The organism is Candidatus Nitrosocosmicus sp. R, assembly GCF_054408505.1.
The window spans coordinates 1,071,615-1,092,576 of the sequence record NZ_CP167090.1; the positions used below are offsets into that span (position 1 = coordinate 1,071,615).

General features: G+C 34.8%; 18 protein-coding genes. 11 read left to right on the forward strand and 7 right to left on the reverse strand.

Annotation, left to right across the window (positions count from 1 at the left end; translation table 11 throughout):
* Positions 1-90 precede the first annotated feature (90 nt).
* Positions 91-597, forward strand: a complete 507-nt coding sequence (locus AAGU22_RS05560; protein ID WP_458721754.1) for a TIGR00725 family protein — start codon at positions 91-93, stop codon at positions 595-597.
* Between the two features lie 82 nt (positions 598-679).
* Here AAGU22_RS05560 and AAGU22_RS05565 read toward each other — a convergent pair whose 3' ends face one another.
* Positions 680-1,819, reverse strand: coding sequence for a 3-hydroxyacyl-CoA dehydrogenase family protein (locus AAGU22_RS05565; RefSeq protein WP_458721218.1), 1,140 nt, complete (start codon positions 1,817-1,819; stop codon positions 680-682).
* Positions 1,820-1,876: 57 nt separating this feature from the next.
* On the reverse strand, positions 1,877-3,184 hold the full coding sequence (locus tag AAGU22_RS05570) for a DEAD/DEAH box helicase (RefSeq protein WP_458721219.1): 1,308 nt from the start codon (positions 3,182-3,184) through the stop codon (positions 1,877-1,879).
* A 350-nt stretch (positions 3,185-3,534) separates the two neighbouring features.
* Here AAGU22_RS05570 and yciH point away from each other — a divergent pair, with 350 nt between their 5' ends.
* Together yciH and AAGU22_RS05580 are read left to right on the forward strand one after the other, a co-directional pair.
* Positions 3,535-3,843: a stress response translation initiation inhibitor YciH gene (gene yciH / locus AAGU22_RS05575; protein ID WP_458721220.1), complete on the forward strand. Its 309-nt coding sequence runs from the start codon at positions 3,535-3,537 to the stop codon at positions 3,841-3,843.
* A 327-nt stretch (positions 3,844-4,170) separates the two neighbouring features.
* The gene (locus tag AAGU22_RS05580) at positions 4,171-4,878 is read left to right on the forward strand and encodes a CPBP family glutamic-type intramembrane protease (RefSeq protein ID WP_458721221.1); all 708 of its coding nucleotides are present in this window, start codon (positions 4,171-4,173) and stop codon (positions 4,876-4,878) included.
* Between the two features lie 6 nt (positions 4,879-4,884).
* On the opposite strand, the gene AAGU22_RS05585 is transcribed toward AAGU22_RS05580, so the two are convergent.
* The gene (locus AAGU22_RS05585) at positions 4,885-5,781 is read right to left on the reverse strand and encodes a transcription initiation factor IIB (protein ID WP_134485877.1); all 897 of its coding nucleotides are present in this window, start codon (positions 5,779-5,781) and stop codon (positions 4,885-4,887) included.
* 325 nt (positions 5,782-6,106) lie between these two features.
* Here AAGU22_RS05585 and AAGU22_RS05590 point away from each other — a divergent pair, with 325 nt between their 5' ends.
* The 3 genes from AAGU22_RS05590 to AAGU22_RS05600 all read left to right on the forward strand — a co-directional run bounded on the left by AAGU22_RS05590 (position 6,107) and on the right by AAGU22_RS05600 (position 11,109).
* Positions 6,107-8,560, forward strand: a complete 2,454-nt coding sequence (locus AAGU22_RS05590; protein ID WP_458721222.1) for an ABC transporter substrate-binding protein — start codon at positions 6,107-6,109, stop codon at positions 8,558-8,560.
* Between the two features lie 146 nt (positions 8,561-8,706).
* A complete protein-coding gene (locus AAGU22_RS05595) occupies positions 8,707-9,666 on the forward strand; it encodes an ABC transporter permease (protein WP_458721223.1) in 960 nt (319 codons plus the stop codon).
* A 51-nt stretch (positions 9,667-9,717) separates the two neighbouring features.
* Entirely contained in the window at positions 9,718-11,109 is a 1,392-nt protein-coding gene (locus AAGU22_RS05600) for an ABC transporter permease (RefSeq protein ID WP_458721224.1), read from the forward strand.
* An 8-nt stretch (positions 11,110-11,117) separates the two neighbouring features.
* Here the strand turns inward: AAGU22_RS05600 and AAGU22_RS05605 are convergent, their stop codons facing one another.
* A complete protein-coding gene (locus tag AAGU22_RS05605; protein WP_458721225.1) occupies positions 11,118-11,555 on the reverse strand; it encodes a Mov34/MPN/PAD-1 family protein in 438 nt (145 codons plus the stop codon).
* Positions 11,556-11,739: 184 nt separating this feature from the next.
* Here AAGU22_RS05605 and AAGU22_RS05610 point away from each other — a divergent pair, with 184 nt between their 5' ends.
* From AAGU22_RS05610 to AAGU22_RS05620, 3 genes are all read left to right on the forward strand, one after another.
* Complete coding sequence (locus tag AAGU22_RS05610; protein WP_458721226.1) at positions 11,740-13,155, forward strand: hypothetical protein; 1,416 nt, start codon at positions 11,740-11,742, stop codon at positions 13,153-13,155.
* 127 nt (positions 13,156-13,282) lie between these two features.
* Positions 13,283-14,677, forward strand: a complete 1,395-nt coding sequence (locus AAGU22_RS05615) for an NOP5/NOP56 family protein (protein ID WP_458721227.1) — start codon at positions 13,283-13,285, stop codon at positions 14,675-14,677.
* 31 nt (positions 14,678-14,708) lie between these two features.
* Positions 14,709-15,410, forward strand: coding sequence for a fibrillarin-like rRNA/tRNA 2'-O-methyltransferase (locus tag AAGU22_RS05620; protein WP_458721228.1), 702 nt, complete (start codon positions 14,709-14,711; stop codon positions 15,408-15,410).
* 25 nt (positions 15,411-15,435) lie between these two features.
* Here the strand turns inward: AAGU22_RS05620 and rnhB are convergent, their stop codons facing one another.
* Positions 15,436-16,080 carry a ribonuclease HII gene (gene rnhB / locus AAGU22_RS05625; RefSeq protein ID WP_458721229.1) on the reverse strand — a complete coding sequence of 215 codons (645 nt, stop codon included), beginning with the start codon at positions 16,078-16,080 and terminating at the stop codon, positions 15,436-15,438.
* Between the two features lie 1,018 nt (positions 16,081-17,098).
* Here rnhB and AAGU22_RS05630 point away from each other — a divergent pair.
* Complete coding sequence (locus AAGU22_RS05630; RefSeq protein WP_458721230.1) at positions 17,099-18,331, forward strand: hypothetical protein; 1,233 nt, start codon at positions 17,099-17,101, stop codon at positions 18,329-18,331.
* 86 nt (positions 18,332-18,417) lie between these two features.
* Here the strand turns inward: AAGU22_RS05630 and AAGU22_RS05635 are convergent, their stop codons facing one another.
* The gene (locus AAGU22_RS05635) at positions 18,418-19,530 is read right to left on the reverse strand and encodes a hypothetical protein (protein WP_458721231.1); all 1,113 of its coding nucleotides are present in this window, start codon (positions 19,528-19,530) and stop codon (positions 18,418-18,420) included.
* A gap of 58 nt (positions 19,531-19,588) precedes the next feature.
* Between AAGU22_RS05635 and pyrE the strand changes: the two genes are divergently transcribed.
* Positions 19,589-20,212, forward strand: coding sequence for an orotate phosphoribosyltransferase (pyrE, locus tag AAGU22_RS05640; protein ID WP_458721232.1), 624 nt, complete (start codon positions 19,589-19,591; stop codon positions 20,210-20,212).
* On the opposite strand, the gene AAGU22_RS05645 is transcribed toward pyrE, so the two are convergent.
* Positions 20,209-20,772: a TATA-box-binding protein gene (locus AAGU22_RS05645; RefSeq protein WP_144734851.1), complete on the reverse strand. Its 564-nt coding sequence runs from the start codon at positions 20,770-20,772 to the stop codon at positions 20,209-20,211. The genes pyrE and AAGU22_RS05645 overlap by 4 nt on opposite strands.
* Positions 20,773-20,962 lie beyond the last annotated feature (190 nt).

Sequence of the window (20,962 nt, forward strand, 5' to 3'; positions counted from 1 at the left end):
GCATTTCTGTATCAAAAAAAAATGAAACAGGGAATCAGATTCTAAATCATATTTAAATGACAGTATTTTAGTTTAACTAGATTGAAACGAGTGCAAATCGGGGTTATAGGATACAACAGTGGGTCTCTTCCGATTAAATCGAGAACTCTTGATTTAGCCTACGAAGTGGGGAGTTTTATAGCAAGAAAAAATGCTATCTTGGTTTGCGGGGGTTTAGGAGGGGTGATGGAATACTCTTGTAAAGGCGCTAAAGACAACAATGGTTTTACAATTGGAATCGTTCCACAAGAAGATTATTCAAGTGCCAACAAATATTGTGATGCGGTAATATGCACAGGTATCGGATTGTCCAGGGATTTTATCGTTGCTTACTCTTCTGATGGCCTTATTTCAGTAGGAGGAGGTGTGGGTACATTAATTGAACTTTGCGTTGGTTATATAGCAAAAAAACCAATGATCTCAATTTCTGATAGTGGTGGGACATCTGATAACTATGGGGGAAAATATTTAGATGAACGCAATAGAATCATGATTGAGAAAACAAAGTCTCCAATGGACGCAGTGGAATACATACTAAAAAAACATGAGATGCGCTAATGGTAGAATTTTTTAGCATTTGATCATAGTAAGAGTAAATGATAAATAATAAAAAATAAGATCAGTATTGGATGAAATCACCCTATTTTATAGAGTACAGATATTGATTAGGGTGATAAAAGGATCCATATTTTGATTCCAGTTCTAGTAATTTATTTATGATTTGAATGGGCCCAATCTTTTTAAATACATCAAAAATGTCCATTTTAAGGCCCATACCCAACCGTAATGCGATGTTCAAATCCTCAATAGTGCAAACCTGATTATCAATCAGCCATGAGGCATTGTTGGCCGCGACCCCTAAAATTGAATATGGATCATATTTTAATGCCTTTTCCATAGTAAGATCTATCCTTTCATAATTGTCGCCCTTGTATTCATAAAAGCCACTCCCAGATTTTTGACCCAAGTTTTGATTGTCGTACAACTCTTTAATTTTTGGATGGGGCAAAAGGACTGTTTTGTCCCTCAGATTCATTTCATAAGAGGCCTTATGAATAACATCGAGGCCAGTATAATCGGCAAGTTCAAAAATTCCCATTGGAAATTCCAATTTGAATTTAACTGCAGAATCAATCACTTCCTTAGAGACATGGTCTCTATCTAGTGCAAATAGTGCCTCATGTACCAATGGTATGAAAACTCTATTGACGATAAATCCGGATACATCCTTGTTACAAACTACTGGATGTTTATTGATCATATTGATATAATTTGTCACTTCTTGTGTTACTTGAATGTCTGTTCTAGTTCCGGGAATCACTTCAACCAATTTCATCAATTGAGGGGGGTTAAAAAAATGAACACCAATGAATTTTTCGGGACGGTCTGTTAGACTGCTCAATTCTGTTATGGGTAACGTACTAGTATTTGATGCAAAAATGACGTTCTTTTCTGCCAAACTGTTTAACTCTTGATATACTTTCTTCTTCAAATTAAAGTCTTCAGGAACTGCTTCAATTATTAAATCCGCATTCTGTATTGCTGTCTGAAGGTCGACCATTGGGGTGATATTATTATAGAAAATTTCAACTTCCTCTGTGGACATCTTATTTTTTTCTGCAAGCTTTTGTAATGACCATCTAATCTTCTCCATTGCCTTATCCAGGAATTTTTGTTCAATGTCACGTAGTACAACTTTATAACCTGCCATAGCAGATACTTGAGCAATTCCGTGACCCATGATTCCTGAACCTAAAACAGTTATTTTTTTTATTGACATAATCAGCCGTAAGCCCGTATCAAAATATAACTTTTGTTTTCTTCCAGTTTACTTGATCTAAAATTCATCTGTGATTCTAGTTTGTTTTGTTCCTTTTCTTATAATTTTACTGCTTTTCTTTCCAACCGCTTTGTCTACCATTCTTACGATATTATTATCTTTAGTCTCTTTAGCATAAATCAAATATATCCACGCACTGTCCTTTTCCTCAGTTTTCCTGATAACTCTACCTATTCTTTGGGCAATCTGATTAATGTTGGAAGTATTCGATAGAATGATGGCTATTTTGACCTGAGGAATATCAAAACCTATTTCCAGTGTGTGGACGGATAATAAAGGATAAAAATCTTCTCCCCATTTTTCAAGAATCATTTTCCGATCCTTTGTTTTTATTTTTGAATGGATTATCTCCGATCTAATATTTCTCTTTTCAAGAGTTTCCTGTAACGTCTTGATCGAATCTATGGTTTCACTGAAAACCATTATCTTTTCATTATTGTGCTTTTCAATTATGGAGACTGCTTTTTCTAATTTATATTTGGATGAATTCAGTAAATCCTTTCTTAATCTTACCTGGTTAAACCATTCCTTTGCGTACTTCGAGCGCATTCCACCCTGGTAAAGGATCTTTGAGATAACCCCAGGATCATATGCATTTAGTTTATATGATATATTTCTAATGGATTCACTAGTTTTTTTGTATATATCTTTTTCTTCGGTTGTAAGGCTTACTTCGATAGAAACTATTTCGGGTTTTGCTAATCTGCCGTCATCTACGGCCTCCTTGATAAGATATTTTTTTACAGGTGGGATTATATCAATAATTTCCTTGTACTTTGGGTCTAATTCATTAATGGTAGCTGTTAGACCTAGAATCTTTCTTTTCGGATCAGCCGTAATTATTTTGAATAGTTTCTTAAAAGAAAAGGCTGTGTTACTTAATAAATGAACCTCATCGAGAATAACTAATTTTGCATTTTCGATTAGAGGAAAATTATTTATTGCACTTTGATATGTAGAAATAGTAATCTCTTTTTGATCTTTTCTCTCTCCATAATATGTTCCTACATAATCCTTTGAAATGTTGTATCTTAAAAGTCTGTTAACATTTTGTTCAATAAGGACGATCCGGGGAACGAGGAATAAAATGTTAAAAGAACTGGTTAAATTTTTATTGAATTGCGTATTCCTCATGACCTCTAAACATGCCCTTCTAGCGCTCTCGTACGCTATTTCCGTCTTACCGGTACCGGTTGAATAAATGATGGATCCTCGGTAGCCGTTCTTAATCCATGAATCAACTGCCGCTACTTGGTCTGGTTTTAGCACAAAGGGAAATTTGAGTGACGATATGGCGGGAGACATATAACTATTTGTGTCTTTTTTTATATAATCCTTCCACAATCATAATTGCACTAAATTAAATTTACTAAATATCAAATAGAAGGTGGGTTTTCAGAATTAAAGGTATCTTTATGATAAATCTTGGATTTCAAATAAGAAAATTTTTAATCAAAATTGAGTGTGGTTTGCCCCTTTTGGAATCTTGAGGTATCCGGGAAATTTTAATATTAATTTCGAAATATTGTGATACTTTTTAAATCCTCATCTATTCCAGATCCGAGTGTCGTTCTCGTTAAGATCATTAAAAGTCTAGAGAATTAATAGCTAAGGAAGGCTTAATAAGAGGAATTAGGTATATGAAGCAATAATAGATGGCTGTAATATGCAAAAAATGTGGCCTACCTGATGATTTATGTGCATGCGGAGAGTTAGATAAAGAAGATACTCGAATTGTAGTAAGATTGGAAACCAGACGATTTTCTAAAACAACTACCATGATTGAGGGTTTGGATCCAAAAATCAATGACATTCACACAATTGTTAAAGAGCTTAAAAGCAGGTTGGCATGTGGCGGTACAGCAAAAGATGGTTTTATCCTTTTACAGGGTGATCATAGGGATATTGTCAAAAATTATTTAGTGGTAAAGGGTTTTAACGAAGGTTCTATAGAAGTAATGTAGATTTATAAATTTAAGAAAAGACTTTTGTTAAATAGAATATTTTTGAATAGAGTTTTAGTATACATAGATGATATACTACTCGTTATCATTATATTGGTAACGGCTTTTTCTTTTTTTATAGGAATCTTTTTAGTTTTTTTTACTAACATTGGTGGCGAAGCTCAATGGTATAGGGACGTTCCTCTTGATTTTTTGATATTTGGCATCTTTGGACTTAATTCAATAAATTTCAATTTGGGAATATCCTTCTTGTTTTTTTGGACTATATACTTGGCATGTTATCTGTTTTGTTTTTTAAAACCTGTTTCAATCTTTCACTTATCTTCAGTGAAAAAGCCATTTCAAATGACAGGACTTGAAAGGATCAAAATCCAGCGAGATAATTATCTTGCCATAACTATTTCTTGGTTTTCAAGTTATTTTGTGCTTTCAATTTTGATTGATGTCATACAACAGCTGTTTGGTGTAACTTTAGGGAATCCATTAACGGCTAACCCGTTATTGTCCTTTTTTTACTTAACTGCAGCCCCACTGAATGAAGAAATATTCTTTAGGGTGCTCCTTTTAGGGTTACCTTTATTCATATTATTTGTCCCATTTGGTAAAGGTTTATTCCTCTCAACGCTTTATCATCCATACAAAAATGTTTCATATAAAAAAGGAACATACACTACTATAGCAATAGTAATAATTATTGCATTGAATTCTCTAGCTTTTGGATTATCTCATGTATTATTCGGAGGAAGCTATGAAATCGGTAAAATAACTCAGGCTGGGTTAGGGGGTGTTATAATAGCTTGGCTATATTATAGGTATAGCCTTTCTTCAGCTTTAACCTTTCATTGGATATCTAATTTTGTATTTTTTGCGTACAGTATTTTTGGATATTTTTTGTTCAAAAGTCCTTGGAACACCGAATCTGACAATATATTCCTGGCTATAGTATCAGTGGTTTTCATAGTAATGGGTGTCATATTTTTGTTTAGGCTTTCCGTACAATTGACTAAAAAATATTTGAAAAAATCAAAAATATGAATTTTTTCACAATTTCAGGTGAGTTTTGAGTCCTTTATACCTATTTCTGATAGTTACTTCAGTGACGCCAGCCGCTTCAGCCACATCTTTTTGAGTTTTATTTTCTCCGTTCATTACACAGGCTACATACAAGGCTGCAGCTGCTAATCCCATCGGATCCTTTCCAGCTGAAATCTTGCCTTCTTCTGCTTTCTTTAGGATTTCTAAAGCTTTTCTCTTAGTTTTTTCTGTAAGGCCGGCCTTGCTTGCTATTCTTGCAACACATTTTACTGGATCAACTACTGGCATTTTAAGATCCAATTCTCTAATTAGCAATCTATAACATCTTGCAACATCCTTCTTTTTTATGTTACTGGCATTTGCAACATCTTTTAATGTTCTCGGTGTTTCCGTATCCCTGCATGCAGCATAAAGTGCAGCCGCAACTAGTGCTGAAATAGATCTACCTCTTACCAAACCCTTTTCTAGAGCCTTTCTATAAACGTAAGCTGCTTTTTCAATCACTGCATCACCTACTGCTAATTTATCTTTTAGCCTGTCTAATTCACTAAACGCTTGTCTGAAATTCCTGTCAACAGGTTCATGGACTTGACTCCTGCTATCCCATGTTCTTAATCTTTCGATGGTGCTTTTCATAGATGCGGATAAAGGTTTGCCAGAAGCATCCTTATCCACTGGTCCAATAATCGTAGCCAAGCCCATATCATGCATAGCCAAGGAGGTGGGCACACCTGCTCTACTTCTATCCTCATGTTCTTCTTTAGAAAAGGCTCTCCATTCGGGTCCAGTTTCTTCTATCCTTTCTGTAACTACAAAGCCACAGTTACCGCAAAACATTTCCCCAGTTGAATTGTCTGTAACCATTGGACCCTTGCCACATCGTGGACACCGGTCACCAAACATAGAAATATCTTTTACCAATATTTATCACCATAAAACTTATAAACTAATTCCACATGTATTTATATCTTTCCTTACATATAAATATATCGGAAATTATCAATATAAATAGGTTAGTACTTTGCTTTAGTTCTTTTTCTCCTCTCTACTTTTGCGTATTTTTTGCTCTCGCTTCTTTTTGAACTGTAAGCATGAGTTCTTTTTGCACTTTTGTTGCTCATGGATCAAAATGATAAGCTATTATTTATATACTATAGTTTTTCCCAAATGAAATGCTAGAAACTAAAATAATGAATTTATAATACATTATTCCTTCAATACTTTATTCATGAGGAATATCTTACATGTGCTGGCTTTTTTGACTGCACTTTTCGCTTTAATCCTATTCACTTCCAATAATTATGCCTTTTCTCAGATAAATCAGACAGGCGGATATGCTGACCATGTTAAATTCATAAGGTTTTCTAATGAAAATGTCGCATACCAGGAAGTGAGTAATGGTCATCTTGACAGTTACTTTTTTCAAATTCCATTACAGCTTGTTGAATCAGCTAAAAAGAACCCAAATTTAGAAGTGTATGAGAAAGAGGGCCTTTCTTATGGCTTGTTATTAAATCCTTACGATGGAAACCAAACATTCAATCCTCTATCGATCAAAGAAATTCGATTTGCAATGAATTTCTTGATTGATAGAAACTTCATTGTAAATAATATTTTAAAGGGGTTTAGTGATCCTATTGTAGAGCCCTATGGACCCACTTCTCCAGAATACCATAATGTGTTACCCGTAGTCGATCCCTTGAAAATCCGTTATGATGTAGATTTCGCTGCTAAAAGTATCAAGGATTCTATGACAAAAGCGGGAGCAGTTATGGACCAAACAGGCAAGTATGTCCTAAACGGAAAACCCGTGCTAATTAAGATATTGATTAGAAATGACGATTTAATAAGAAAATCGTTTGGTGATTTTGTTGCCTCTGAAATTGAAAAAGTTGGATTTACGGTCATGAAAGAATATGGCGACTTGACAAAAGCCAATAGGGTTGTTTACGGATCAAACCCGGCAGATTTAGAATGGAATGTATACACCGAATCATACATTTCCAGTTCGTTCTCAAGGTATAATCCAACCACTGTTAGTCAAATGTATGCCCCTTGGTTTGGAAATATGCCCGGGTCTCAGAATCCGGGCTTTTGGCAATACTCTAATTCCACAATTGATGACTTGACTCAAGATCTAGTTTTTAACAATTTTACATCTGAGACAGAACGAAATAGTTTGTTGCAACAAGCGGAGTCTGTAGGTTTGCAAGAAGGAGTGCGGCTCTTTTTTGCGAGATCCTTTGATCCATACATAGCCTCATCGAAAATTAATGGGCTAATCAATGACTATTCTGCTGGTATCGCTAATAAATTATCATTGCTAAATGCAATAAAACACGATATCGATAATTCTACGCTCAACATAGGCATGAAGGAGGTATATCAAGGGGCCTGGAATAATGTTAAGGGTTGCACAGATTTTTATTGTAGGATTATTTATTCACTTATCGCCGACACTCCGACTATTTCTAATCCATATTCCGGCGACCCCGAACCTTCCAGGAACAAATGGACACAGCTGTTTTCAAAAGGACCTACTGATACTGTCATAGTTCCAAGCGATGCCGTTACTTGGAACCCATACAATCAGAGTTGGGATAAAAACAAAAATCAAAGTAATTCTGCTTTAACCAAAGTTACGATGGAACCTTTATTTTCAAAATGGCATAATGGGGTACTAATGGATAAGTACGATCTGTTGTACTCTTACTATTTTCCATTCGAATGGTCAACTGATACTAAAAACAATGATAAAACCTTCGATGCTGAGTATTCAAGTTTAATTTTTCCAACTCTGTCTCTAATTAAGGGGATAAAGTTCTATGACAACAGTACTTTTGATACCTATGTTGATCTCTGGCATTATGACAAAAATTTGGTTCCCTCTTACGGGACTTTATGGCCCACTGAACCTTGGGAAATTACAGCTGCAACTGAACGATTGGTTACTGATAATAAATTATCCTATTCAAAATCTGACGCTAATATTAAACATATAGATCAGTTATCTCTGAATCTTCCAGTGCAATCTGAAATGATAAAACAAGAGTTAATTAAGATGTCTAATGAAAAATATATCCCCAATCCTTTGAAAGGTTTGGTAAGTTTGGAATATACTCTGGAACGCTACAAGTCGTCAATAGATTGGATCACAATACATCACAATGCGGTCATTGGAGATGGGCCTTATTATTTGGAAACTTTCAATCCTACAGGAGGGGTTGTAACCTTAAAAGCTTCTAGAGATGTAACATACCCGTTCAAAACAGGGATATACTCTGAATATGAAAACCCTCCTCAACTAGGCATTGATAGTTTGACTATTCCAAAGTTCCTGAAAATAGGTGACCCATTTGATTTTAACTTACAGGTAAATGTTAAAAATATATCTAATGGTTCAAACAGTTTGAGGGGGAGCGTTGATTATTTCATTTCTGACAGAAATAATAAGATCGTGGTTGAAGGTTCTTCTGTGATAAATGATTCCTTTACTAATCAATCTAACGATAAAGGTCAACTTCAAACTCAATTGGATAAAGCTGGGACAGTTGCCATATCTTTGAATGCAAGTCAGACAAAAGAATTGATCCCGGGTCCCGCAAAAATAAAACTTATCATTACCTCTGCAGAGTCACCAAAACCACTCATCCAAGAAAAAACCTTGATTGCCCGTCCTTGAGTATGGTTCAATAAATTGATACAGACGAGTTTGGCTTGATGACTATCATCATTTATCTGTTAAAAAAAATTTCAATTTTAATATTAGTCTTAATTATCACACTATTAGTAACAATATTTCTTTTGGGTTCGACTATCGACAAAATCATGGTAGATAATATCCGAATGCAGGTAACTAATTCTCTATCAGACTCGATTTCTGAAAATCAAAGACTAAACCAGCTACAAGATCCGCTGGAAAGGCAGGCAATCATCGATAAACAAATTAGTATCCAAACTAAAAGCTTGGGGCTAGATGAGCCGTGGTATTCTCTAAAAAAAATCAGCAATACTCTCCTTCAAATCATTACATTGAATCTGGGTAATTCGAGATTTTTTACTACCAATGATGGTTCAAGCAGCGTAAATGAATTAATCATTGAAAAACTGCCAAATACAATTTTGTTGTTTACTACCTCGTCAATAACTGTGATAGCCATAGGGATAGTATTAGGATCTTATCTAGCAAAGAGAGAAGGAAAAATTTCAGATAAATTGGTGGCCGGTCTTGCGTCTGCCAGTCTAAGTGTCCCTCCATGGTGGTTTTCAATGATAATGATAGTCTTGTTTTCATATTTTCTGCAAGTTTTTCCCGCAAGATCTACTCCATTCATTGCTCCAGGTACTCCGGGATACTTTGTTGATTTGCTGTATCATATGACTTTGCCTTTTATTACGATGGTTATCATAGGGTTTGCATCATCCGTTTATTACACTAAATATATTGTTTTGAGGGTAATTGAAGAAGATTACATAAAAACCTTAGGAATTATTGGTTTGCCCTCTAGAAAAATTTTGCTCAAACACGCATTGAAGAATGCTAGTCCTCAATTGATGACAATGCTGGGATTGGGACTTACAGCAACTTTGGGAGGTTCTATATTAATAGAAGAGATTTTTGATTGGCCTGGAATGGGAAATCTATTTTATAATGCAGTTATTCAAAATGATTCTCCCTTAATTATAGGACTGGTATACTTCTTTACACTACTTTATTTATTGACTAGATTGGTTCTGGACCTTACACTGTCATTTTTAGATCCCAGAATTAGAACCGGAGACGAATGAGCTAGCGGATGTGGTTTACTTAATTTGACTATTAATATGAAAGTTTTTCTAATGAACTACAAGGGCGGTGTATTGGGCCTTGTCTTGCTTTTGTTGTTGATTGGGATCACTATCTATACCGTTTTATATATTCCAGCAAAAGAACGATCAGAATGGAATAATCCTTTTTTTTGGATTAACTATCCCAAAAACGCTGCCCCTGCTTGGATTAACTATTTCTTGATGCCATTTCAGGAGCAATTACCAGAACATGAGATATATTCGAAAGACGAAGCAGTACTCTCCTCTTATTCAGATACCGACTTCAAAGTGGATAATCATACATTTACTTACGAATTTATGTATGGACAATTTCCATCGGGCTTTAGTATACCATATTCGTTAGAATTTGGTGAAATTCCTCCCGCGGTAGAAATTTCAGTTAAGAGGCCAGATGGATTGGAATTTGTTATATATTACAATTCCTTAGACTCTGTGCCAAGCGTTCAAAACGATGTCAGGGTTCAATCATCAAATACCAGCAACCAAAAACACGAAGTGTCTCAAAGAGTTTATTCCTCATCAAAAGAAGTAACTGATTCCTTGATGGAATATGCAAATTTGTTTAACTTTTCCTTAAGTGATTTGTCTGCGGAAAAAATAATTTTTTCTGAAACTGATTCAAATATACCTCTCAAAGGAACATATCAGTTTATATTTACTACTTATTCATTTGATAATGACACTGTTTTAAAAGAAATCAATCTTATCATAGAAGGCAAGGTGTTTGGATTGATGGGAACGGATGAATTTAGACGGGATATTACGTTTGGAATTATGATTGGAACTCCAGTAGCACTAATTATTGGAGTCGCGGTTGCTTCAACTTCAACAACCATTGGTCTTTTCTATGGATTGATTGCTGGATATAAAGGGGGGAAAACAGGAACGCTTATGGTAATAGTGATTGATATTTTTCTTTCGATTCCAACAATGGTATTATTTATAATATTATCACTGAATTTTGGAAGTAGTTTGTTATTTTTGATTGGACTTTTTGTTTTATTTGGCTGGCCAGGATTAGCTTTGATAAATCGAACATTCAGTGTTCAAATTAAGAACTATCCCTACGTTGAAGCTTCTAAATTGATGGGTGAATCTGACTTTAAAGTCGTGTTAAGACATATTATACCTCAGTTAATCCCATTTACCCTAGCCAATTTTGCACTTTCAGTGCCAGCTGCAATATTGGCTGAAGCAGCCTTGAGTTTTTTGGGATTTGGAGACCCATCTTTTCCCACATGGGGTCAAATGTTGCAGGATGCACACTTTTCATCTGCTGAAATTTTAGGATATTGGTGGTGGATATTGGCGCCAGGACTCATGATTTCCATCACTAGTATGGCATTTATTCTGATAGGAAGATCCTTGGAGTATAGGGCAAAGTTAAGCAAAAAACAATGATTTCTATTCTAAATCCTTCTTTCAAGTGGTACTTCGCTGCCTTGGCTATTGTATGCATGGATATCCTCCTCATCATAGGGATGACATATAATAATAGAGATTAAACCGTAGAAATGGTTCAGATCCTCAAGGGAAGGTTGGCTTGAACCACTAGGATGGGAATGAGCTGTCCCAAGATAATTTAAGTCAAAGGGCAATTCATTTATTGGAAACCCTGAATAGAATGGTCCATGTACCGAGAAAGGAGGGATTACCAAATTGTTTATCAATATCTCTGTTTTTTTTCTTTCACCGCCTAAGATTAGTATCCCCTCATAGGGATGATGCATTTTAGCATAGGAAATTAATCCATTAATAACATTCTGGGTGATTGCTACAATTTTCTTTTTGCTTTTATTTCGATCCGGGGGCTTATTTTTTTTACCACCAAGAAACCCAAAATCCATACCAGATTTTAGAACTTACTAACATAAAAATAATATTTGGATTTATTTAAAATCGTAACTACGTAATCTTTATGTGAAAATCGTTAACTGAATTTTTATGTTATTTTAAACCTGTTGATAAAATAACAAGCTTTTAATATTTTTAGAAAGCATTATTTTTAGTTTGATTTATCAGGTTTCCATCGTGCTTATTTTTTCTACCTTTGTATTTCTTGGTGGGCTGTTCTCAGGCGCCACCGCCCAAATTCTTCCACAAAACAACAATCAAAATTCAGATTCTACATCTATTACTGCTCCTTCACCTTCTCCATCTTTGCTTAAGAACCCTTACGGGATCAGAATTACACATCCCACAAGTGGTGATCAGGTTCTTATCAACGGCACTGATTACTTTGATATTACGGGAAAAAGACTTTCTGTTGAAGGTTTTTCTATATCAAACAACGGGAATCTAACTAATTGCGATGTTTCTATAGTGTCTAATAGCATCTTTCCCTACCAAAGTGTAAATGGGACTGGTCCGCTTGGTGTAAAGGACTTTTCCAAATGGAACTACAAATTCAATTCCAACTACGCAAACTTTCATGAGGGTTCAAACAAAATCACTTCAAAATTAGCTTGTGAAGGAGGTGCTGCAAAGGCATATTATAGTGTCAACGTAACAGGAACAAGATTTAATGGGACATTTCCTACATCCTCGTCAAATTTAGCTTTAGCTAGCGGAAATATTACAGGTACATCTCAGAATAATTTAAGTTCTGGTGCTACAGACTCGGCTACTGAAGATTCAGCATTTCCCGTGACTGGGATCGAAATAGAATCTCCTTCTAATGGTGAAACAATTAATATTGATAAACCTATAAATATTAACGGTAGTTCGGAGTATCCGAACAATTATGATTGTGAAGTACTTTTAGCTGATGGTAATACTGCGGGAGTAATTGCACCAACTAGCGCTAACCAATCTAATTTTAAGAAAACAATACCAGGAGGCATTAATGGCACAAGTGATTATAGAAGTTGGAGTGTCGTGCTTGAACCTGGATCAAATAACCTCAAGAATGGCTCACAGTCTTTAACTGCAAAATTGCAATGCTATTCCCCACTATCTTCCGTGAAATTTGCAAAAGTAAATATTGTTACTAATACATCGAAGCCGCTAGAGCTCAAAACAATGGATGTCAGTATTGACAAAACCGGACAAGGTACAAACCAAAAAATTGTCATTGGGGTAAATGACGCTATTACAAATGATCCTTTGACAGATAGTGCTATTACAGGTTCAATTAACGACAATTCGTTCTCTGGCACTACAGACTCGCTGGGAAAATACAGTACAACTATACCGACTAGTGTTATAGATTCTGGTGCGACCATTGACGTATCCGTTTTAGCTTCTGTTGATGGATATAAGATTAAAAAGACGAGTACTACTTTTGAAGGGTCACCTAAGGTAACGGATGAAACAACTCCACCCACTTCCGATACTGATAATCGAGATATACCAAATAACGAAGAGGATCTTGCAGATAAAATATTCGATGATGTGCAAAAGCAACTAAGTGAGCAGGGTATTAATATTCCTCTTCCATTTGGATAGAATGTACCCTGGTTAGTTCATTGTAAATTACTTAGATTTGGCTAGCTACGGCATCAATAATTACATTGGCTATAAGATGCATAGTGTTTTTTAGAATTTTTTAATCCATTTATTCTTCTAATTAGATTTGCAATTAAGAAATAACAAGGTTATTATTCTATATCTTTTAAGTTATCTTGAATTTAGATTTATGACTGACAATGTGTACAAATTTTTGATTCTTGAGTTAGGCATTGCTATTGTAGATGAAAAGAATCAAACCCAATCTTTTAAGAAATTTTATGATCCTATAGTATCCCACCTGAAAATTAAGAATAGGGACTATGAAGAAATTTCGGAAAGCTTGGAGTTTTTTAAAGTTAAACCTGAATTATTGCAAACAAATTATCCGGAGTTAATAGATTATTTGAAAAATAATACTTTTAATGCTGAAAAAATTCCTGACGGCGATGAAAAACAATTGCAGATTGGTAAGATCCGTTTATATACACAGATGTATGGTTCTAATTCACAGGACCATTCAGAAATAGTGAGTAATATATCAGGTGAGATAAGAGAGTTTGCACTTAAATGGTCTTCTATAAGAGTTCAGGAAGCCTCCGAGCAATTGGATTTACATATTAGTCAATCCATCAATGCATTAGATGAAATAGACAAGATATTAAATACAGTTGGAACTCGAATGAGAGAATGGTATGGACTTCACTTCCCTGAATTGGATAACCTACTCCAAAATATTACAACTTATGCAAATATTGTATCCAAAGTTGGCAAGCGGGATGAAATAACAGTAGAATTCTTACAAACCCTGGACATACCGGAAAATAGAATTGAGATCATTCGAATGACAGCGAATAGAAGTAAAGGGGGCAAAATTACAGAAGATAATTTACTAATATTACAGAGTCTCGCTAATGAGGTTATTTCTTTAGGGCAAATTAGAAAGACAATAGAGGACCATATTGATATATCCATGGAAATGATATCACCAAATTTGAAGGAATTACTAACTGCTACTGTTGGAGCACGCTTAATCGCCAAAGCAGGCAGCTTGAAAAGACTAGCTTCATTGTCATCTAGCACGATCCAGATTCTTGGTGCTGAGAAGGCGCTATTTAGAACTTTGAAAACTGGTGCTAATCCCCCAAAGCATGGTTTACTCTTTCAGCACCCTGTTATTCATTCGGCACCAAAATGGCAGAGGGGAAAATTGGCAAGGGCTATCTCCTCAAAAGCTGCAATTGCTGCCAGAGTTGATCTTTATAGTCGGAATCCAGAATCGAGCAATGCATTGGCAAGTAAGTTGAACGATAGGATAACAGAAATTCAAGAAAAGTATAAAGAACCTTCCGAAATTCAGCAAAAACAACAACAACAAAATTTTAAGCGAGGTGATAGGGATTCATATACTAGAAATAAAGGAAAGAAATACGGGAGAGATAGAGATAGAGATGGGGATAAAGATTTTAAATTCAAGAAGAATAAATTCAAAAAAAGATTCCATAAATCAAATAAAAAATAATGGATTGTGTTTGCAAAAGAAGGCGTGTTAAATGAATCAATTAACTTTGTATAAATCATACGACAATGGATCTTTTGTTATTTTGGTAGACCAGGCGAAGGAAAAATATTTGGCAACCCAAAATCTAGACACAGGAAAAAGCGTTTATGGAGAAAAAATAATAAAAATTGACGATCTCGAATATAGAATTTGGGAACCTTACAGAAGTAAATTAGCCGGAGCATTATTTAAGAATCTTAAGGATAATCCAATTAAGGAATCTTCTTCAGTGCTCTATTTGGGAGCCTCAACCGGAACGACCGTAAGTCATGTATCAGATATAGTGGGAAATAAGGGATTGATATTTGCTGTCGAACCATCTGTTCGCGTTGCGAGAGAATTTTTGGAAAATGTTGCCTCTAGAAGAAAAAATATTATTCCTATTTTAATGGATGCAAGAAGATTTTTACATTATTATTCGTATTTTGGACTGGTGAATGTAGTGTACTCAGATATTGCACAACCAGATCAAACTGATATAGCAATCAATAATTGCAAATGTTACCTAAAGCCCGGAGGCGATTTGATAATAGTCATCAAGACTAGAAGTATAGATGTATTGACAGATCCTAAGTTGGTAACTCAAAACGAAGCTAAGAAACTTGAGAATAATCAATTTCAGATTTTGCAGATTATTAATCTAGAGCCTTTTGATAAGGATCATTCATTAATTCATGCCAAATTTTTAGGCTAGATAGTATAATAAGTCAAACTTTTTATTAGAAAAGCTTTGTTTGAGCACATTCGTTTATCATGTTCTTAACAGGACTCCACGAGAATCTAATGTATTTTTTATTTTCGTTATCAAAAAGATGATTTCTCAGGAATAATTTTGTTGACGGATCAGAGGGATATCCTGAGCCTATTTTTTTACACAAGGTCTCCTCTATTTTCTTAATCTCTCTATCCCTAGTTACCTTGGCAATTATAGATGCAGCAGAGACTATCAAATTGTCTGTGTCGGCCTTGTGAAAACAATATATCTTGACTGACTTGCTTGTCAAATTTTTTAATATCGACTGTTTGAACCGATCGGGGTTTACATCACATGCATCAATAATAATTTTGTCAGCCCTTAAATTGTCTGCGATGATCGTCATAAATCTTGATTCTAGAACGTTCAATTTTTTGTGGTTCACGTAATTATCAATGGTTATAGGATTAATTCTACATACGAAAACAGAAACAGCTGATTTCAAAATCTTGGTATACAAAGTTTCCCTTTTTTGTATTGAAAGTTTTTTAGAATCTGTAATGCCCTCGTTCCTAATACTTTCTAATCCCGTTGGGTCGAACGAGATACCTGCGATCACTAGGGGACCAATCACAGAACCTCGCCCGGCTTCATCAATTCCGCCTAACAACAATCCTATCTATTCTTGTTGAATTCACTAATCCTATATTAATGAAAAACTCGATTACTCTGATAAATGAGCTAGTTTACCGCGTCAAAAAAAGGAAAATGACCATAGATTGGCTACTGATTTCTACCCTCATTCAAGTTATTTATAATAATCCAGATTCTGTTTCCCCTGCTTGAAATCTGCATGTGATAAACTAGATTCTAATCTTTTGGCTTTGATAGTTTGCAGAAAAAAGAAGCCACATGAACTTTTTGAAAGGATGAAATGTAGGAACATAGTGCTAATCCGAGGAATAAATTTGATTTAAAAAATGTTTGATTCAAGTAAACAAGAAAATCCTATATTTAACTTTTTGAATCTTCAATAATTTAATCCTTGTTGAGGTAGATACTTTTCAATTTTATAAAAAATTTACAACAAAAAAATTCAATTCCCCTAAAAATTGAGTCTAGTTCAACAAGAAACAATTTAATGCGATTGTGCAGTCACTCGATCTCTTGCGTAATTAATCCAAACATCTTTTATGAAAAGATGTGTGAATATATCGCAATTTCTCTAAATTATTTTAAAGAGATACAAGAAGGATCATCCTGTTATTCCAAAAGATATTATTAATACATTTGATCTAGGATCCTGGACTGAGAGTACAAAAAGACTATCCAAAGCAAAAGTTCCTCTTTACCGGTAAGAAAGAAAGAAAAGAATCAAAAGGATCTAACAGAAGAGGAAAAGGAATACAACAAAGATCTCTAAAAGAAGGATAATTGTAGTCGAACATACCATCTGCAGGATAATGAATGATGTGTTTAGGAATAGATTAAGAAAGTACGATAAGACATCGGACATAGTATTAGGACTGGTAAACTATAGGATGATGAATTCGTTAGGCTAGTTGGATGATAATGGATAGGAGACGGAGCTAGCCAGTTTTAATTACGCGAGAGATTGAGTGTCTTATGCAAGGAAATTCAAATATGATATTATTTTTTTCATAGGTTGAGATTAAGATTGAATAAATATGGGGTGGACCTCCGTTTATTATTTGGAAAGAATGAAAACCACATATGACTGGTCGAAGATCAAAGAAGGGGAGGTCACACTCTTGGTTCCAACACAAGCCTTAACCCAAAAGGAGCCTCCTAAATTTCCTGCATTCTTTAACCCAGCTGCAAAATTTAACAGAGATATTTCTATTCTGATATACCGACATTACATTGATCAGTCAAGGAAGAATATTTCCTTTGTTGATTCCATGTGTGGGTTGGGGGCAAGAGGTATAAGAGTCGCGAAAGAAATTCCTCAAATTCAGAAGGTGGTTTTTAATGATTTTGATATGCTATCTGCCCAAACTGCGAAAGTTAATGCCGTGATAAACAATGTATACCACAAGTCTGATTTTTATACATCCGAGATTTGTAGTTTCCTATCGGCTAGTGCCAATTTTGGTAATCGCGCGACCATAATTGATTTGGATCCTTTCGGAACACCTGCACCTTATTTGGATTGCATCTTGCGTGGGGTTGAAAATGACGGTATGATCTCAATTACCGCAACCGATACCGCGGTACTGCAGGGTGTTTATCCAAGAGTCTGTTATAGAAAATATTATGGAATACCGTTGAGAACTGGGTATTCTTTGGAAATCGGCACAAGATTGTTACTATCCTGTACTGCCTTAGTTGCTTCTAGGCTTGATCTATACATTAATCCAATATTTGCACACTCATACAGAAATTATATACGAATTTATTGCAAAGTATCAAAAAGCAATTATTTGGCGAATAAAATAACTGATAAATTAGGGTATATACTTCATTGTTTCGAATGCGGATATAGAGGATTGATGAAAAAAACTCCATTTGTCATTGATTGTCCGTTGTGTCAGAAAAAGATGAGGATGAGTGGGCCGTTATGGGTATCTCATATATTCGATAAGAATGTGATTTTCAAAATACTAGCTGAAGTACTTGGATCGGAAGCAAGAATGATGCAGAAATCAAATGTAAAACAAAGTAAGAATCCTATCAAGAGGTTTTTCGAGATTGCATCCAAAGAATTAGATCATATCCCGTATCATTACAATAGTGACGAATTTGGAAAAATTATGAAGAATAGTACTTATCCCCTTTCTAAAATTGTTAGTAAATTAATCTTGGATGGGTATAACACCACCCCGACCATTTTTTCACCGACAGGGTTTAAGTCAGAAGCAAGTATAGGAGAAATCAAGTCTAGTCTTTCTAAACTTTAGTAAACTTGCAGCTTTTGGGTTGATCGATGTCTACAATGTAATCCTTAAGATAGTAATGCTCTCTATTCAAGAATTTGTGCAAATATTCATAAACTTATCAATGTAATTTCCGAATTTGGAACTATTGCGGATTTTGAATATTTACCATTTCTTTCAATTACTAGCTTGTATCCATCCTTGATTCTTTGCAGCGATTTAAATCCCAATTTGTCAGAATAAATTCGAGGAAGACTTGAAATCAAAAAAATCTCATATTTTTCCCTTAACATTTTTAGAAAATTAATGTGCTCCAAATCTTTTGAATATTGATATTTATTCAGTCCAACTAAATCCAGTCTGTTTTCAATGAGTTTAAGCAATGTCCCATTACCCACTCCCCACCGATTTTCTGCTAATAATATTATTATGCCATTGTCACTCACTACGTGGTAATTATTCCACAAAAGGTTTAAACTATTTCCAAGCGTCATTTGGCAGGAATAGTTAGTGTTACCAGAAATGAATGCGGATTTTGAAGTTTCAGAGGTTAATTGTGTTATTGACTTAAATCTTTCAATGGCTTGGTTAAAAGAATTTGAAAGGTCTCCTATGAAAATCGAGTCAATTCCTTCATTATTAGAAATTACGTGTATTGACTGAGAAGCAACTTTAGATGTAACTTCTATAGCCAACTTAAGAGGTTCACTGTATTTACCAGGTTGAGGTAACGAATCAAATATGAACGCGTAGACTTGGTTCATTTCATCTGGATAGCATTCCCTCAATAGTCTGACTGGGGACCCAGTATAACCAAAGACCGGATCATATTCGATCCTGTCTATCAAGATGGTGTTATTAAATTTGTTTATTTTCTCCAATACTTCCTCGCTGGCAAGTCTACCAATGCTAATGCCATTTTCATTAAGCTGTTGTTTTGCTCTTTGGGGAATGGATTTTGAAAGTATACAGTACTCAATATTTTCAATTTTCAGTTCTTTGGACATGTTTTGGATAAGTGTCAATATTGGTAGCATGAAGAAGAATGGGCTCGTAATCAGAATCAGAGTTGACTCTTGAATCACTATCTTGTTTTGTATTTCATTTTCTAATTTCTTCAAATCTAACTTATTCATCGAAGGTCTAAGTATGTGAGAAATATTCTCATATTTGATATCTAATATAATTTCTGAATCGCCATAACCTAACCATATTTCCGGCATAATAGAATATTTAGCAGTGAGTAACATATAAAATCAAAGATTATCTAATTAGGAGCAGTTGAACGAAAATGATAAATTACAGATGGAGGAGGATCTCATACTCTTTTTATTCGATAGAAATGCCATCAAGATTGGAGATTTTACACTATCAAGTGGTAGAAAGAGCCATTTTTATTTGGATTTGCGAATTCTGCAGAGTTATCCATTGTATTTCAGAAAGACCATATCCTTACTGAAAGACCTTATCTACTCACAAATTGGCTTTGAGAGTTTTGATTATATTTGCTCTGTGCCAACTTCAGGAACCATCTTTGGCTCAGCTCTTTCTTACGAACTCTTTAAACCTCATATTTACGTGAGGAAGGATCTTAAGAGCTATGGTACTCAGAAAAAAATAGAAGGAGCATTAGAACCAAATTCAAAAATATTATTTGTGGATGATGTAATTACAACCGGACAATCTATATTATCGGGAATAGAATCATTGCCCAATCATGCAGTTTTGGGTGGAGTAGTTGTTCTGGTCGATAGAAATCAAGGGTCTCAAGATTTGTTTAATCAGTTTGGATTAAAGATAAAAAGTGTAATCCCAATCTTCCGGATTATCAAAATCTTGAATGATAACGCTAGGATTGATAAGAACGAATACTTTAAAATTAAAGAGGAGATCGCAGATTCTTAACTTTCGTATATCATTAAATTCTTTTCTTCCAAAAGGGTATGCAAGTTGGTAACTGCCCTATATACTTCAGTTTCTTTTTTTGCACCGGTGCAAACAAGCTTACCACTTGCAAATAACAAAATTACGGTTTTTGGATCTAACATCCTATGGATCAATCCTGGAAATTGCTCGGGCTCGTACATACTTCTTGGCAATATTCTGGCTGCTAGCTCCAAATGGATTTTACCTCCTAAACTTGCTGAAGCGACAATATTCTGAATTTCAATAATTGGATCATTTTCCACAGGAATTCCACCCTTACGTAACTTTTGAACAACACTTCTTACTGCCTTAATGGCTTGCTCTTCTGATTTTGCCCCGGTACAAACCATCTTCCCTGAACTAAAAATTAACGTAGCAGTTTTGGGGGCTTTTAATCTAAAAACTAGTCCTGGAAATTGATCTGGATGATATTCTACATCGGGAAATATCTGTGTAATCAAGTTTAAATTTATAGTTTGATTGACCGTTGCAGATGCCACAACGTTTTCTATACTTACCATTGGTTTTGTTTGGGGCATAATTCGTTTCCTTGGGGGTATATAAATACTCGATATAAATATACCTTTATGTGATATTGTCAAGTTTGATCAATACCAATCTTTTTTATTTTCTTCAAGAAAATATTTCACTATTTTTAAAAATAACTAAAATAAAAATAATTATTGATATGAAAATTAAAATAAATCTATTAAAGTAATCTTTACGTGT

Excerpts from the sequence above, each read along its gene's own strand:
- AAGU22_RS05565 (WP_458721218.1), bottom strand. The coding sequence starts at position 1,819 with ATGTCAATAAAAAAAATAACTGTTTTAGGTTCAGGAATCATGGGTCAC.
- AAGU22_RS05570 (WP_458721219.1), bottom strand. The coding sequence starts at position 3,184 with ATGTCTCCCGCCATATCGTCACTCAAATTTCCCTTTGTGCTAAAACCA.
- yciH (WP_458721220.1), top strand. The coding sequence starts at position 3,535 with ATGGCTGTAATATGCAAAAAATGTGGCCTACCTGATGATTTATGTGCA.
- AAGU22_RS05585 (WP_134485877.1), bottom strand. The coding sequence starts at position 5,781 with ATGTTTGGTGACCGGTGTCCACGATGTGGCAAGGGTCCAATGGTTACA.
- AAGU22_RS05590 (WP_458721222.1), top strand. The coding sequence starts at position 6,107 with ATGAGGAATATCTTACATGTGCTGGCTTTTTTGACTGCACTTTTCGCT.
- AAGU22_RS05595 (WP_458721223.1), top strand. The coding sequence starts at position 8,707 with ATGGTAGATAATATCCGAATGCAGGTAACTAATTCTCTATCAGACTCG.
- AAGU22_RS05600 (WP_458721224.1), top strand. The coding sequence starts at position 9,718 with ATGAACTACAAGGGCGGTGTATTGGGCCTTGTCTTGCTTTTGTTGTTG.
- AAGU22_RS05605 (WP_458721225.1), bottom strand. The coding sequence starts at position 11,555 with ATGGATTTTGGGTTTCTTGGTGGTAAAAAAAATAAGCCCCCGGATCGA.
- AAGU22_RS05620 (WP_458721228.1), top strand. The coding sequence starts at position 14,709 with ATGAATCAATTAACTTTGTATAAATCATACGACAATGGATCTTTTGTT.
- AAGU22_RS05630 (WP_458721230.1), top strand. The coding sequence starts at position 17,099 with ATGGGGTGGACCTCCGTTTATTATTTGGAAAGAATGAAAACCACATAT.
- AAGU22_RS05635 (WP_458721231.1), bottom strand. The coding sequence starts at position 19,530 with ATGCCGGAAATATGGTTAGGTTATGGCGATTCAGAAATTATATTAGAT.
- AAGU22_RS05645 (WP_144734851.1), bottom strand. The coding sequence starts at position 20,772 with ATGCCCCAAACAAAACCAATGGTAAGTATAGAAAACGTTGTGGCATCT.